Source organism: Micromonospora vinacea (assembly GCF_015751785.1).
Lineage (GTDB): Bacteria > Actinomycetota > Actinomycetes > Mycobacteriales > Micromonosporaceae > Micromonospora > Micromonospora vinacea.
Genome location: NZ_JADOTY010000001.1, coordinates 1,461,254 through 1,475,025, shown reverse-complemented (window position 1 = coordinate 1,475,025; position 13,772 = coordinate 1,461,254). Strand labels below are relative to the sequence as shown.

The 13,772-nt window shown below is 72.4% G+C and carries 19 protein-coding genes; 16 read left to right on the top strand and 3 right to left on the bottom strand.

All coding sequences use genetic code 11. The features are described 5' to 3' along the window. Window positions 1-118: 118 nt before the first annotated feature. The 3 genes from nagA to IW249_RS07180 are packed head-to-tail and all read right to left on the bottom strand — an operon-like array spanning window position 119 to window position 3,107. Window positions 119-1,228, bottom strand: a complete 1,110-nt coding sequence (gene nagA / locus IW249_RS07190) for an N-acetylglucosamine-6-phosphate deacetylase (RefSeq protein WP_196920036.1) — start codon at window positions 1,226-1,228, stop codon at window positions 119-121. Further along, window positions 1,225-2,178, bottom strand: coding sequence for an ROK family protein (locus IW249_RS07185; protein WP_196920035.1), 954 nt, complete (start codon window positions 2,176-2,178; stop codon window positions 1,225-1,227). The genes nagA and IW249_RS07185 overlap by 4 nt, the downstream gene beginning before the upstream one ends. After that, window positions 2,175-3,107, bottom strand: a complete 933-nt coding sequence (locus IW249_RS07180; protein WP_196920034.1) for an SIS domain-containing protein — start codon at window positions 3,105-3,107, stop codon at window positions 2,175-2,177. The genes IW249_RS07185 and IW249_RS07180 overlap by 4 nt, the downstream gene beginning before the upstream one ends. 200 nt (window positions 3,108-3,307) lie before the next feature. Here IW249_RS07180 and IW249_RS07175 point away from each other — a divergent pair, with 200 nt between their 5' ends. The 16 genes from IW249_RS07175 (at window position 3,308) to IW249_RS07100 (ending at window position 13,751) form a co-directional block, all read left to right on the top strand. Further along, window positions 3,308-4,093, top strand: coding sequence for a DeoR/GlpR family DNA-binding transcription regulator (locus tag IW249_RS07175; RefSeq protein ID WP_053654382.1), 786 nt, complete (start codon window positions 3,308-3,310; stop codon window positions 4,091-4,093). A gap of 122 nt (window positions 4,094-4,215) precedes the next feature. Further along, window positions 4,216-5,226 carry an ABC transporter ATP-binding protein gene (locus IW249_RS07170; RefSeq protein WP_269215241.1) on the top strand — a complete coding sequence of 337 codons (1,011 nt, stop codon included), beginning with the start codon at window positions 4,216-4,218 and terminating at the stop codon, window positions 5,224-5,226. Then, window positions 5,223-6,239: an ABC transporter permease subunit gene (locus tag IW249_RS07165; RefSeq protein WP_196920033.1), complete on the top strand. Its 1,017-nt coding sequence runs from the start codon at window positions 5,223-5,225 to the stop codon at window positions 6,237-6,239. The genes IW249_RS07170 and IW249_RS07165 overlap by 4 nt, the downstream gene beginning before the upstream one ends. A 110-nt stretch (window positions 6,240-6,349) precedes the next feature. Continuing rightward, a complete protein-coding gene (locus IW249_RS07160) occupies window positions 6,350-6,751 on the top strand; it encodes a DUF3263 domain-containing protein (protein WP_196920032.1) in 402 nt (133 codons plus the stop codon). Between the two features lie 112 nt (window positions 6,752-6,863). Further along, window positions 6,864-7,688, top strand: coding sequence for a hypothetical protein (locus tag IW249_RS07155; protein ID WP_196920031.1), 825 nt, complete (start codon window positions 6,864-6,866; stop codon window positions 7,686-7,688). A 149-nt stretch (window positions 7,689-7,837) separates the two neighbouring features. Further along, window positions 7,838-8,347 (top strand): GNAT family N-acetyltransferase, encoded by a 510-nt coding sequence (locus IW249_RS07150; RefSeq protein ID WP_196920030.1) that lies wholly within the window; start codon window positions 7,838-7,840, stop codon window positions 8,345-8,347. Window positions 8,348-8,624: 277 nt separating this feature from the next. Beyond that, complete coding sequence (locus IW249_RS07145) at window positions 8,625-9,077, top strand: hypothetical protein (protein WP_196920029.1); 453 nt, start codon at window positions 8,625-8,627, stop codon at window positions 9,075-9,077. Window positions 9,078-9,079: 2 nt separating this feature from the next. Further along, a complete protein-coding gene (locus IW249_RS07140) occupies window positions 9,080-10,273 on the top strand; it encodes an SRPBCC family protein (protein WP_231393143.1) in 1,194 nt (397 codons plus the stop codon). Next, window positions 10,270-10,620, top strand: coding sequence for a gas vesicle protein GvpJ (gvpJ, locus tag IW249_RS35330; protein WP_307788539.1), 351 nt, complete (start codon window positions 10,270-10,272; stop codon window positions 10,618-10,620). The genes IW249_RS07140 and gvpJ (IW249_RS35330) overlap by 4 nt, the downstream gene beginning before the upstream one ends. A gap of 1 nt (window position 10,621) precedes the next feature. Next, window positions 10,622-11,377 (top strand): GvpL/GvpF family gas vesicle protein, encoded by a 756-nt coding sequence (locus tag IW249_RS07130; RefSeq protein WP_196920028.1) that lies wholly within the window; start codon window positions 10,622-10,624, stop codon window positions 11,375-11,377. Window positions 11,378-11,380: 3 nt separating this feature from the next. Further along, window positions 11,381-11,698 carry a gas vesicle protein GvpG gene (locus IW249_RS07125; RefSeq protein WP_196920027.1) on the top strand — a complete coding sequence of 106 codons (318 nt, stop codon included), beginning with the start codon at window positions 11,381-11,383 and terminating at the stop codon, window positions 11,696-11,698. Then, on the top strand, window positions 11,667-11,996 hold the full coding sequence (locus IW249_RS07120) for a gas vesicle protein GvpO (RefSeq protein ID WP_196920026.1): 330 nt from the start codon (window positions 11,667-11,669) through the stop codon (window positions 11,994-11,996). Before IW249_RS07125 ends, IW249_RS07120 begins: the two co-directional genes overlap by 32 nt. A 1-nt stretch (window position 11,997) precedes the next feature. Next, a complete protein-coding gene (gene gvpJ / locus IW249_RS35325; protein WP_196920025.1) occupies window positions 11,998-12,381 on the top strand; it encodes a gas vesicle protein GvpJ in 384 nt (127 codons plus the stop codon). After that, entirely contained in the window at window positions 12,365-13,192 is an 828-nt protein-coding gene (locus tag IW249_RS07110) for a GvpL/GvpF family gas vesicle protein (protein ID WP_196920024.1), read from the top strand. Before gvpJ (IW249_RS35325) ends, IW249_RS07110 begins: the two co-directional genes overlap by 17 nt. Continuing rightward, window positions 13,189-13,401 carry a gas vesicle protein gene (locus IW249_RS07105; RefSeq protein WP_196920023.1) on the top strand — a complete coding sequence of 71 codons (213 nt, stop codon included), beginning with the start codon at window positions 13,189-13,191 and terminating at the stop codon, window positions 13,399-13,401. The genes IW249_RS07110 and IW249_RS07105 overlap by 4 nt, the downstream gene beginning before the upstream one ends. Next, on the top strand, window positions 13,398-13,751 hold the full coding sequence (locus tag IW249_RS07100) for a gas vesicle protein K (RefSeq protein WP_196920022.1): 354 nt from the start codon (window positions 13,398-13,400) through the stop codon (window positions 13,749-13,751). Before IW249_RS07105 ends, IW249_RS07100 begins: the two co-directional genes overlap by 4 nt. Window positions 13,752-13,772: the final 21 nt, after the last annotated feature.

Here is a 13,772-nt window from a genome sequence, read left to right as displayed (position 1 = left end):
GCGTCCGCCTACCTGCCCCTGATCTGGGGCAGCGCGACAGGCGCTACAGGCGCGGCGGTTCACGGCGGACTGCCGGGGTCACATCTCGACGCCGACCTGCGCACGAAGGGCCCGGCGATCACTCCACCCAGGAGCCTCCGCGCAGCACCCGCACCACGTTGAGGTCGTCGTCGAGCACCACAAGGTCGGCGCGGAGACCCACCTGGAGGGACCCGACCCGGTCGCCGAGGCCGATGGCCCGCGCCGGGGTGGTGGCCACCATCCGTGCGGCGTCGGCGATGGGGATTCCAGCGTTCACGGCATGCCGCAGCGCGGCGTCCATCGTCAGCGTGCTGCCCGCGATCGCGCCGTCGCGGGCCAGCCGGGCCACCCCGTCGGCGACGGTGACGGCCTGGCCGCCCAGCTCGTACTCGCCGTCGGGCATTCCGGCGGCGGCCATCGCGTCGGTGATCAGCGCGGCGCGGTCCGGGCCGGCGGTCGCCGTGGCGAAGGTCAGCATGCCGTCGTGCAGGTGCACCCCGTCGGCGACCAGCTCGCAGATCACTGTGGGCGCGTCGAGCAGGGCCACCACCGGCCCCGGCTCGCGGTGATGCACCGGGCGCATCCCGTTGAACAGGTGGGTGCCGACACTGGCGCCGGCGGCGACCGCGGCGCGGGTCTGCTCGTACGTGGCGTCGGTGTGACCCACCGCCGCCACCACCCGCTGCGCGGTGAGCAGCTTGATCGCCTCCAGCGCGCCGTCGCGCTCCGGGGCGAGGGTGACCATCCGGATGGCACCGCGACCCAGCTTGATCAGCTCGGTCAGCTCGTCGGTCGACGGGTCACGCAGGTACTCCGGGTTCTGCGCGCCGCAGCGGGCGGCCGACAGGTACGGCCCCTCGAAGTGGACCCCCGCCAACACGCCCTCGTCGACCAACGGGGCGAACGCCTCGGTTGCCGTACGCATCAGCGGGAAGGGTGCGCTGACCAGGCTTGCCAGCAGTGTGGTGGTGCCGTGCGAGAGGTGGAAGTCGGCCGCCTTGCGGGCCTCGTCCGCGTCACCGGTGGTGAAGGTGTGCCCGCCACCGCCGTGCGTGTGCATGTCGACGAAGCCGGGCAGGATCCAGTGCCCGTCGCGCACCGACGGATACTCGGCCACCGCTGTGATCCGATCGCCGTCCCACTCGACGCAGCCCTGCCGGACGACTCCGGTCGGGGTCACCACTCGGCCGTTCACCCGTACGGTCATCGCTTCTCCTGAAGGTCACGGACACCCACGGTGTCCAGGGCGAGCAGGGCGGCACCGAGGCAACCGGCCTCGTCGCCGAGGGCTGCCGCGACCAGCTGCGGCTCCCGGTGGAAGGTCATCCGTTCGTGCAGCGCCGCCCGCAGCGGGGTCAGCAGCCGGTCCCCGGCCTGGGCCAGGCCGCCGCCGAGCACGATCGTCGCCACGTCGAACAGCGCCTGCCCGCTGGCGAGGCCATCGGCGAGCGCTTCGATCGCCTCCTGCCAGACCTGGCCGGCCAGCGGTTCGCCGGCCGCGGCCCGTTCGGCCACCTCTGCCGCGGTCACCGGCACGTCGGCGGTCTCGCCGGCGAGTTCGGCGTAGCGGCGGCCGATCGCGGCGGCCGACGCCATCGCCTCCAGGCAGCCGGGTCGGCCGCAGCCGCAGCGCGGACCGTCGGGCCGGACCAGGATGTGGCCGATCTCCCCGGCGGCGCCGTGGGCACCCACCGCGGCCGTGCCGTCGACCACATGCGCGGCGGCGATGCCGGTGCCGATCGCCACGAACAGCACGTGCCCGGTGCCGCGTCCGGCGCCGAGCCGGGCCTCGGCGAGACCACCGACCCGCACGTCGTGGCCGAGCGCCGTCGGCAGGCCGAGCCGCGTCACCGTCAGGTCCCGCAGGGGTACGTCCCGGAAGCCCACGTTCGCCGACCAGACCGCGACTCCGCGTGCCTCGTCCACCACCCCGGGCACAGCGATGCCGACCGCGATCGGGGTGAGCCCGTCGGCGCGGGCCTTGTCGGCCAGCCCACCGGCCACGTCAAGGATGGTGCCGACCACGGCGGCCGGGCCGCGTGCGGCGTCGGTGGGGTGCCGCTCGGTGCGGACCACGACGCCGTCCGGGCGGACCAGCGCGCACTTCATGCCGGTGCCGCCGACGTCCAGCGCAACGACCACGCTGTCGTCGGTCATGGCGCGAGAACCACGGACCGGGTCAGGTGTCGGGGCGCGTCCGGGTCGAGGCCCCGGCTGGTGGCCAGCGCAACCGCGAAGCGCTGGGCCAGGATCAGGTCGGCCATCGGGTCGACCGGGGTACGGCCGGCGGACCAGCTGCCCAGCACCGTGCGCCAACCGTGCGTGCGGCTATGCACGAAGGCCGCGCCGGTGGCGGCCACATCCTCGGGCAGCCCGTCGGGCAGCTCACCGAACGCCCAGACCAGCCGGCCCGGCGCGGCGACCGAGATGGGGCCGTGCCGGTAGTCCATCGCCGGGTACGCCTCGGCCCAGAAGGTGGCCGCCTCGCGACACTTCAGCGCGGCCTCCTGGGCCAGCCCGATCGTCCACCCCCGACCGAGGAAGGTGGCCTGCTCGATGGTGGCCGGGTCGATCGGCAGCGGGGACCGCACCGCCACCTCCGCGTCGGCGGCGAGCGCGGTCACCGGGTCGCCGAGCTGGGCCCGGAGCAGGGCCAACGCGGTGGTCGCGAAGCGGGTCTGCACCACCGACCGTTCGTCGGCGAAGGGCATGGCCACGGTGGCGGCGGCCAGCTCGACCGCCGGGGACGTGGGGTCACCGACGATGACCGTGGTGGGTGTCTGTCCGCGTAGCGCGGCGAGCAGTTCCAGCACTTCGGTGGTGGTGCCGGAACGGGTGATCGCGATCAGCCGGTCGTAGCGGCGGCCGGCGGGGAACTCGGACGCCTGGAACGCGTCGGTCTCACCCTGGCCGGCCTGCTCGCGGCGGGCCGCGTACGCCATCGCCATGAACCACGACGTGCCGCAACCCACGACGGCGACCCGCTCCCCGGGACGCGGCAGGTCACCGCGTACGACCTCGGCCAGCCTGGCCGCCTCCCGCCAGCAGTCGGGTTGGCTCGCGATCTCCGCGTCCACGTGCGCCATGGGAAACTCCTCGCAGGGCCGGTCGGTGCTCAATACGGCTCGTTAGACCCGCATTTCGCGCGTTATTCTGCGCGAACGCAGGTGACCATGGCAACCGGCCGGTCGATCGCGCAGGTCAGTCTTTTGCGCCAGCCTAGTTTCGCGCACTAGTGTGCACGCAATCAATCACCGTCCGTGCAGTTGCTGGGAGGGCCCCCGCAGTGGACCGGTACGCCAGATGGAACGCGCTGCTCGAAATGCTGACCGACAACGGCCGGGTCAGCGTCGAGGCGGCAGCCGAGCGGCTGGACGTCTCCCAGGCCACCATCCGGCGTGACTTCGACCAGCTCGCGCAGCAACAGATGATCACGCGAACCCGGGGTGGCGCGGTCGCCAACGGCGTGTCGTACGACCTGCCACTGCGCTACAAGACGGCCAAGCACTCGGCCGAGAAGCAGCGGATCGGGGCTGCCGCCGCGGCGCTCGTCACGCCGGGCACCGTGGTCGGCCTGAACGGCGGCACCACCAGCACCGAGGTGGCCAGGGCGCTCGCCGTACGGCCGGACCTGAACACCAGCGCCGAGGGCGCCCAGCTCACAGTGGTGACCAACGCGCTGAACATCGCCAACGAGCTGCTGGTCCGATCGCGGATGAAGGTCGTGGTGGCCGGCGGCGTGGTGCGACCGAAGTCGTTCGAGTTGGTCGGCCCGCTGGGCGGGGCGTTGCTGCGCGAGGTCACCCTGGACGTCGCCCTGCTCGGGGTGGACGCGATCGACCCGCAGCTCGGCGCTGCCGCCCACCACGAGGGGGAGGCGGCGATGAACAACCTGATGGTGGCCCGCGCCAAGCGCGTGGTGATCATCGCTGACTCGTCCAAGCTGGGGGGTCACGCCTTCGCCCGGATCTGCCCGGTGGAGCGGGTGGAGACGCTGGTGACCGACTCCGGTGCCGCGCCGGAGGTGGTGGACGCGTTCCGCGCCGCCGGTGTGCAGGTCGTCTGCGCCTGAGCGGTCACGCTCCGTCGATGAATTAACCCGTTCGGCGCGTCGATGCATACCGCGTATTGCGCGGTCCTGCATACCGCGTATGGTGTCGGCTGTCACGCCCACCCATCGGGGGAGGTGCAGCCTTGCCGGCTGTCCTGGAGATCGAAGGTCTACGTAAGACGTACAAGAGTCGTCGACGCGGCACCCGCAACGCGCTCGACGGCTTCGACATGCGGGTCGACGCGGGGCAGGTGCACGGCTTCCTCGGCCCGAACGGGTCCGGCAAGACGACCACGCTGCGTACCCTGCTCGGCCTGATCCGACCCGACGGTGGCCGGATGGCGCTGCTCGGGCACGAGGTTCCCGACGCGCTGCCCACTGTCGCCGGCGAGGTCGGCGCGATCGTGGAGAGCCCACAGTTCTTCCCGCACTTCACCGCCCGGGACACGCTGTCCCTGCTCGCGGGGGCGGGCGAGGTGCCACAGATCCGGGTCGACGAGGTGTTGGAACTCGTCGGGCTGCGCGACCGGTCGGGCGAGCGGGTCAAGACGTACTCGTTGGGCATGAAGCAGCGGCTCGCCGTGGCCTCGGCCCTGCTGAAGAACCCGAAGCTGCTCATCCTCGACGAGCCGGCCAACGGCCTCGACCCGGGCGGCATCCGGGAGATGCGCACGCTGATGCGCACCCTCGCCGAGTCCGGAATGACAGTGGTGCTGTCCAGCCACATCCTCGGTGAGATCCAGCTGATCTGCGATTCGGTCACCATCATCTCGCTGGGCCGGCGGGTCGCGTTCGGCCCGGTCGACGAGGTGCTCGCGCAGCACTCGTCCGGTGCGGTCCGGATCCGACTGGAGGCGGTCAGCGACCTGCCGGTGGCCACCGAGGCGCTCACCGCGGCGGGGATCCGGGTCACCGGTCACCCGGACCACCTGATGCTGGCCGGCGTCGACAAGCCGGCGTCGGTGACCCGACTGCTTGCTGAGAAGAACCTCTACGTCAGTGAGTTGGCGCCGATCGCCGTCGACCTGGAGAGCGTCTTCCTCGAACTGACCGCCACCGCGCCGGTACCCGGACAGCACCGGCAGGTCGACGAGTCCATGAAGGTCGGTGGGACGGGTCAGCCCGGTCCCGCCGGGGGAGGGTGGGGCGCGTGAGCCTCTTTCGTACCGAGCTGCGCCGGCTCAGCAAGCGGCGTTTCACCCGCTACATGTCGCTGCTCGGCCTGCTGGTGCTGGCCGCGGTGGTGGTCGGGGTGTTCTTCACCAACCAGAAGATCGACGCCGGCCAGCTCGCCCAGGCCGAGCGTCAGGCTGACCAGCAGTACCAGGAGCAGGTGCGCTGGAGCGAGCAGGAGCGCGCCGCGTGCGAGCAGGCCAAGACGGCCGGCACGGCGACCGACGGCCGCTACCCGCCCGACTGCTCGGTGATCACGGCCCCGTCCCGGGACCAGATCGAGGCGAGCTGGTTCCTGCCCTCGACGTTCGACTTCAAGGAGACGTTCGACGAGACACTGATCCCGTTCGCGGCGATCCTCGCCCTGGTCGGGTTCGTCATCGGCGCGTCCTTCGTCGGCGCCGAGTGGAGCACCGGCGGCATGATGAACCTGCTGCTCTGGCGGCCGAAGCGGCTCACCGTACTGCTCACCAAGCTGGCCGCGCTGCTCACCGGCATCCTGGCGGTGACGCTTCCGGCCGCGGTGCTGTGGTTTGCCGGGTTCTGGGCGGTCGCCAACTTCCGGGGCAGCACCGAGAAGATGACCTCGGGCGTCTGGCAGTCGTTCATGCTGACCGGTGTACGCGGCGTGGTGCTGGTGTTGGTGCTCACCACCATCGGCTTCGCCCTCGCCTCGCTCGGTCGACACACCGCGATGGCCCTCGGTGGCGTGGTGGCGCTGATGGTGGTCGGCCAGTTCGGCCTGGGCATCCTGCTCTCCATGGCGGGCGTGCGGTTCGCCGAGGCGTGGCTGCTGCCCACCTACGCGCTGGCCTGGATGACGAAGACGGTCAAGCTGGAGGACTGGAACGCCTGCAACGCGACCTACTTCGGGGAGTGCAAGCCGGCCACGATGGAGATCACCTGGCAACAGTCCAGCGTCCTGCTCTCGGTCGGGGTGGTGGTGATCCTCGGGGCGGCGCTCTGGGCGATGCGTCGCCGCGACATCACCTGACCCGACCGAAGTGACGCGGCGCGGTCGGCCCGGCCGTCGGGGTTCCCGGCGGTACGGACCGGCCGCGCCGCCTGCTGCGTCAGTGGTCGCCGCTGACTAGGCTGAACGACATGTCCGCCGACACCACCCCGGCCGCCCCCGAGCCGTCCATCGACGCTCGTCCGGGTGAGGTCACGGGTGCTGCCGGGCCGACCGTCCCGAATCCCCGACCGGCGCCGCCCATCGAGACCGACGAGTCGGCGTCGCCGGCGGACGAGGCGGCGCAGCCCGCTGATCCCGCGCCGGGATTGACCGAGCGGGAACGGGCCATCCTCGCCTTCGAGCAGCAGTGGTGGCGGCACGCCGGCGCCAAGGAGCAGGCCGTCCGGGACACCTTCGGGATCTCGTCGACCCGGTACTACCAACTGCTCAACGGTCTGCTGGACAATCCGGCCGCCCTCGCCGCCGACCCCGTGCTGATCAGCCGACTCCGCCGGTTGCGCTCGTCGCGCGCCCGCAACCGCCGCCGTTGACCTCTACGCGCCGGGGCAGGAATGTCGCCGGGCCCGAGGGGTACGCGGGCAGCCGGAGGCGACGGAGGGGACGGGCTATGACGGGCAGCAATCCGGCGGGGGAGCATCGGTGATGCGTGTACGCTCCGCGTCCGCGCCGGCCCCGGGCCGGCCGGTCAACGAGGATCTGGTCTTCCGGTTCGGCCCGTTGGTCGGTGTCCTGGACGGCGCGACGGTGCCGGACGGCTTCGACACCGGTTGCGTGCACGGGCCCGAGTGGTACGTCCGGCACCTGGCCGCCCGGATCGGCGTCGCCGAGGCGGTACGCCCGGCCGCCCGGCTGACCAGCAACCTGGCCGCGGCCATCCTCGCGGTCCGCGCCGACCACGGCGGGCAGTGCGACCTGGACCATCCGGGCACCCCGTCCAGCACTGTCTGCCTGCTGCGGGACTGCGGCGACCAGGTGGACTACCTGGTGCTCTGCGACAGCCCGCTGGTCCTCGACACGGGCGGGCAGGTCAGCGTGGTCACCGACAACAGGCTGGACGCGGCGATGGCGGAGCTGCGGGAGACGGTGGCCATGGTGCCGGGCGGCGCGGCGGACCCGGTCACCCGGTTCCGGCACGCAGTGAGCGTGCAGCGGGAGCGGATGAACCGTACCCACGGCTACTGGGTGGCGGCTTCCGACCCGGACGCCGCCTTCCACGCGGTCACCGGGACCGCACCCCGGCACGGTCCGGGGGCGCTACGGCGGGCGGCCCTGCTCAGTGACGGCGCGTCCAGCGCGGTGGAGCAGTTCGCGTTGACCGACTGGGCCGGTCTGCTGGACCTGCTGACCGCCGACGGTCCGGGCGCGTTGATCGACCGGGTGCGGGACGCCGAGCGCGACCACCCCGATCGGCTGCGGCGGCACAAGTCCACCGACGACGCGTCCGTGGTGTTCTGCGAGTTCGGATAGCCGGTTTGAGCGTTCGCCACCCGTCCGGGTGACAACAGAGCGTGATGCGAAACACCAGGGCCGCCCGACCGGCCGGTACCGCTGACCAGACCGCCAGTGGATGGCCAATGGGGTGGACTTCGGCCGATGAGGGCGGCAGACTGCGGCACGTGGCGGGTGCGGTCCGGCTGGAGCCGGTGGACGAACGGAACCTGGAGCCGTTGCTCTCCGTAGCGGCTGCGGAGGCGGAGCCCGGTGATGTGATGCCCCCGGTCGAGGCGCCCGCCGGCTGGTCGCTCGCCCGCCGCGAGGCGTTCCGGGAATTCCACCGGGCCAGCTTCGGCGGGCTGAACGGCCCGACCGGTTCGCAGATGTACGCCATCCTCGTCGGCGGCGAGGTGCTGGGCATGATCCGGATGACGCGCTGTGACGAGCCGCGCACTGTGGAGACCGGGATGTGGCTCGGCCGGTCGGCACGGGGGCAGGGGATCGGCGCGGCCGCCCTGCGCGAGTTGCTGAACGCCGCCGCTCGGGCGGGCATGCGGGCGGTGGTCGCCGAGACGACCCCGGACAATATCGGCGCCGTCGCCGTACTCGAAAAATGCGGTGCGAAACTGCGCGAGGACGGCGGCAAGGTGCATGCCGAAATATGCCTCGATTCGACGCTTCCCGCTCTCTGAGGGCGGCTTTTAACGTTTCACCCTCCTGGCATTTTCCCTGCTCGTGACCCCCGTAAAGTCCGGTATGGGCCTTCCGGTGCCGGATTTCCGAATGCCTTTGCCTCGGCGTCCGAGGAATTCGGCGTAGCGGTTTCGGAGTAATTCCGCCGGGTACTGCCCGCCGGGTCCGCAGATACGGGACGTCTGATCGAGGGCATGGTTGGCGCTTTTCCCTGGTAGCCCTTTTCGGCCCGTGCAGGGCAGGCGTCCGGACCCACCGGGGAGCGAGGGAGACCTGATGAAGACCGGAACACGAATCGGGCTGGCGGTGGGCTTCGGCTACCTGCTGGGCCGTCGCCGCAAGTTGCGTACGGCGCTGACCCTGGCCGCGGCCGTCGCCGCCGGTAGGGCGAGCCGAGACCCGGGCGGTCTGCTCAAGCGGGGGACTGACGCCTTGCAGTCGTCCGCCCAACTGAGCAACCTGGGTCGGCTCGGGGGGCCGTTGGTCAACGCCGGTCGAGCCGCCGCGAATGCCGCTGCCGGCAGTGGCATCGACGCGCTCACCGGCCGGCTGCGCGACTCCGCGGACACCCTGCGCCGCCGCTCGGGCGGTCAGGGCGGTGCGGTCAGCGGGAGCGGCGCCGACGACCACGGCGACGGCGGCGACGGCGGCGCTCGCGGTGACGGCGACCGCGGCGCGACTAACGACGACCGCGGCGAGGCAGCGGCCGAGCAACGGCGGGGGCGGTGACCATGGCGGCGAACCCGGCAGGACTCGGTGACAAGCTGCGCGGCCAGCTGGCCGACGAGGTCCGCAACCTGGCCGGTGCGATTGGCGATCGCGCGGTCAGCGTGGTGACCGAGCGGATCACCGGTGCGACCGGCCGTCTCAGCGAGTACGCGCGTCAGGGTGGCGGGCCAGGACTGATCGCCGCCGCCACCGGCGCGCAGAAGTTGGCCGAGGGCGGCTCACCGGTGAAGGCGATGGTGCATGCCGGTATGGCCGGCGGTAAGGAGAAGGTGATGGCGGCTCTCGGCCGCGCGGGCGGCAAGGGCGGTAAGGGCGGCGCCAAGAAGAAGGTCACCAACATCGTCGAGACGATCGAGGTCGGTGTGCCGGTACGGGCCGCGTACAACCAGTGGACGCAGTTCGGCGACTTTCCCAGCTTCATGAAGAAGGTCGAGCAGTCCGAGAACGACTCGGACGAGAAGATGACCTGGAAGGCGCAGGTCTTCTGGTCGCACCGGACCTGGGAGTCGACGATCGTCCGCCAGGTGCCGGACAAGCTCATCCACTGGCGCTCCAAGGGTGAAAAGGGCTCGGTCGACGGCACCGTCAGCTTCCACGAGATCACCCCGGACCTGACCCGCATCCTCGTGGTGCTGGAGTACCACCCGCAGGGCCTCTTCGAGCACACCGGCAACCTGTGGCGCGCCCAGGGCCGGCGGGTTCGGCTGGAGTTGAAGCACTTCGTACGGCACGTGATGACCGAGGTGGCGCTCGACCCGGACCAGGTCGAGGGCTGGCGCGGTGAGATCCGTGACTCGCAGGTGGTCAAGGACCACGAGACCGGCCTGCGTGAGGAGCAGGAGCAGCGCGAGAGTGGCCGGGAGCGGCGCGGCGGCACGCGGGGCGAGACCGAGGTCGACGAGTTCGCCGAGGAGGAGCCGCGCCGCCGGCCCGGTGGGCGGCTGCGCCAACGGCCGCCCCGGCGACCGGCCGAGCCGGAGTACGACGAGGAGTACGAGGCCTACGAGGACGGCTACGACGAGGGGTACGCCGACGAGCCCGACGAGGAGCCGCCGCCACCCCGTCGCCGCGTGCCGGACCGGGCCCGGGGATCCCAGCCCCGCGAGGAGCCGCAGCGGCCCCGGCCGCCAGTTCGACGTGGACCGGAGCCGTCGCGCCGACCGGTTGTGCGTCGCCGCCGGGAGGAGGGCGAGTGACGCTGGTGCCGGGCGATGACGCCGTCGGCGGTGCCCTGGAACGGGTGGGTTCCGCCGGCGGCCTCGCCGACGTGGTGGAGACAGTGCTCGACAAGGGCGTGGTGATCGACGCGCAGGTGACTGTCGGGGTCGTCGGCATTCCCCTCGTGGAGATCAACGCCCGGGTGGTGGTGGCGAGCATCGAGACGTACCTGCGGTTCGCCGAGGCGGTCGACCGGCTGGACATCGCCCCGGACGAGGGCGAAGGGCTGGCCGGCCTCCTCGGCGGTGTCACCGGCGCGGTGCGGGACGTCACCGACTCGGTCGGGGAGGTCACCGGCAACGTGCGGGACCTGGGGAGGGGCTGACATGGCGGACGAGACGGGACTCTTCGTCTACGGGCTGGTGCCGGCCGACGTGGAGGCGACGCCCGACGCCGCCGGGGTCGGCGACCCGCCCGGCGAGGTGACGGTGATCCGGCACGGGGACATCGCCGCCCTGGTCAGCGCGGTGCCGCTGGACGCGCCGCTCGGCCGGTCGGCGGACCTGCGGGCGTACCAGGACCTGCTGGACGGGACGGCCGCGGTGGCGCCGGTGCTACCGGTGCGGTTCGGCACCGTGGTCACCGGCACGGACGCGGTGCTCGACCTGCTGCGGCCGCACCACGACCGGTTCGCCGCCGCGCTGGCCGAGTTCGAGGGCCGGGTGCAGTACGTCGTGCACGGGCGCTTCGACGAGCGGGCGTTGCTGCGCGGCATCCTCGACGAGAACCCGGCGGCCGCCAGGCTGGCCGAGCAGGTGCGTGGTCGGGCCGAGGCGGCCACCCGTGAACCGCGGATCCGGCTCGGGGAGTTGATCAGTCAGGCGGTGGAGCTGCGCCGTGAGGCGGAGAACCGGACGTTGCTCGACGCCTCGGCCGAGTTCGTCGTCTCCACGCAACTACGCCCGCCCAGTCACGAGATGGACGCCGCCCACGTGGCGCTGCTGGTGGACACCGACCGCGAGGCGGCCCTGGTGGACGCGCTGGAGGAGTACGCGCAGGACCGCCGGGGTCTGCTGAGGTTGCGGCTGCTCGGGCCGCTCGCCCCGTACGACTTCGTCGCCGCGCACCAGCTGGCGGGGTGACCGGTGGACCTGCTGTGGGCGCTGCTGACCCTGCCGTACGCGCCGGTGCGCGGGCTGACCGCTGTCGTCGGGGTCATCGCTCGGGAAGCCGAGTCGCGGCAGCGGAACCCGGTCAATGTCCGACGCGAGCTGGAGGAGTTGGACGCCGCCGTGGCGGCCGGCGAACTCAGCGCCGAGGAACGCGACCGGGCGGAGCAGCGGGTGCTGGACCGGCTGACCGGGGGTGCGGGCCGGGCCGAGCGACAACGCCCGCCCCGGCGCGGCCCGGCACGCGAGGGAGGAGTGCGCCATGACCGACGACGCCCAGGCCCGGCGGCGTGACCCGACCGCCGAGGGATACCTCGACGACGAGTACGTGGAACCGGTGTCGGCGGCCGAGGCGGCCCGGGCCGGGCTGCGGCAACTGGTCGAGCTGACCGGCCGCGAGCCGTCCGTCACCGCGTCGGTGGAGGCCATCGAGGACGGCTGGCTGGTCGGGGTGGAGGTCGTGGAGGCGCCTCGGATCCCCACCTCGATCGACCTGCTCGGCCTCTACGAAGTGGAGTTGGACATCGGGGGAAACCTGCTCGGCTATCGGCGGGTGCGGCGCTACCAACGTGGGAAGGGTGAGGTGGGCTGAGATGACCGCTGCACAACCACCGTCGGTGGTGCAGAACTCCGGCCAGGTCCTGCCCGCCGGCCACGAGCCGGCCAACCTGGGCGACATCCTGGAGCGGGTGCTCGACCGGGGCATCGTCATCGCCGGCGACATCCGGGTCAGCCTGCTCGACATCGAGCTGCTGACGCTGAAGCTGCGTCTGGTGATCGCGTCGGTCGACACCGCGCGCCAGATCGGCATCGACTGGTGGGAGCACGACCCATGGCTCAGCTCGCGGGCTCGTCCCCCGGTTGAGCCGGGTCCTCGTGACCCCGAGGAGGTCGAAGCGGAGCGTAGGCCCCGGGTGGCGGCTCGGGCCCGCCGCCGCGACGCCGAAGTGGAGGAGTGGGATGACTTCGACGGCTGAGGTGACCGCGCACCGGCCCGTCCCGGCCGTCGGGGCCTGGCTGCACGGCGTGGTCCGGGACGTCGAGCCGGCGACGCTGGCAGCGATCGGCGGGATGGACGGCGGACCGGTCCGCGCGGTGTCCGCGGCCGGACTCGTCGCCGTGGTCAGCACCGCACCGCTGAACGAGTACGGCGAGGAGCCACTACGCCGCAACCTGGAGGATCTGGCCTGGCTGGAGCGGGCGGCCCGGGCACACCACGCGGTGGTCGAGGCGCTGGCCCGGCGAGGTCCGGTGGTGCCAGCCCGGCTCGCCACCGTGCACACCGACGACGAGCGGGTCGCCGGCTCTCTCTCCGCCCGTCGTGCCGAACTGCTCGCCGCCCTGGACCGGCTGACCGGTCGTGGCGAGTGGGGCGTCAAGGGCTACCTGGTCCGCGAAGCGGCCACCGACAGCGCCGAGACGGCCGGGGGCGGCGGGGTGGGGACGGCGTATCTGCGCCGCCGGCGTGCCCAGTTGACTGCCCGGGAGGAACGCCAGCAGGTGGTGAGCGCTGCCGCGGACGCGGTGCACGGCGCCCTGTGCGAGTTGGCCGTCGCGGGCCGGCGGCACGCGCCGCAGGATCGCCGGCTCTCCGGGGCGTCCGCCCCGATGGTGCTCAACGGGGCGTACCTCGTCGACGTGGCGGAGCTGCCCCGCTTCACCGAACTGGTCGGCTCGTTGGGCGGCCGGCATCCGGGACTTCACCTGGAGCTGACCGGGCCGTGGCCGGCGTACTCGTTCGTCGCGGAACGGCCGGAGCCCGCGCTCACCGTACGGGAGCCGGGGTGACGACCTCGCTCGCGCCGAACAGCGCCGACGATCCGCTCGCGTACCGGCCGGTCGCCCTGGTCGACCTGCTCGACAGGGTGCTTGCCACCGGAGTGGTGATCAGCGGTGACATCACACTGTCCATCGCCGACGTGGACCTGGTCCGGATCTCGCTGCGCGCGCTGGTCGCCTCGGTCGGCGCGCTGGCCCCGCCGCAGGACGCCGGATGACCGGACGGGACGAGGCGGCGGAGCTGGCCGCGGCGCTGGGCGCGGAGTCATGGAAGCCGCCCCGGGTCACCCCACTGGACCGCCGGATCGCCGTGGACCGGGACTCGGTCGAGCGGGGGCTGGCGAGCCTGGTGCTGACCGTCGTCGAGCTGCTGCGGCAGCTCATGGAGCGGCAGGCACTGCGCAGGGTGGATCTCGGTGACCTCACCGAGGAGCAGGTGGAGCGCATCGGGGTGACACTGATGGCCCTGGAGGAGCAGATGGTCGGCCTACGCGAACACTTCGGGCTGGCGCCGGAGGACCTGAACCTCGACCTCGGTCCGCTCGGTCCGCTCCTCCCCACCGACTGACCCGGGTCGGCCGGCGGCGAC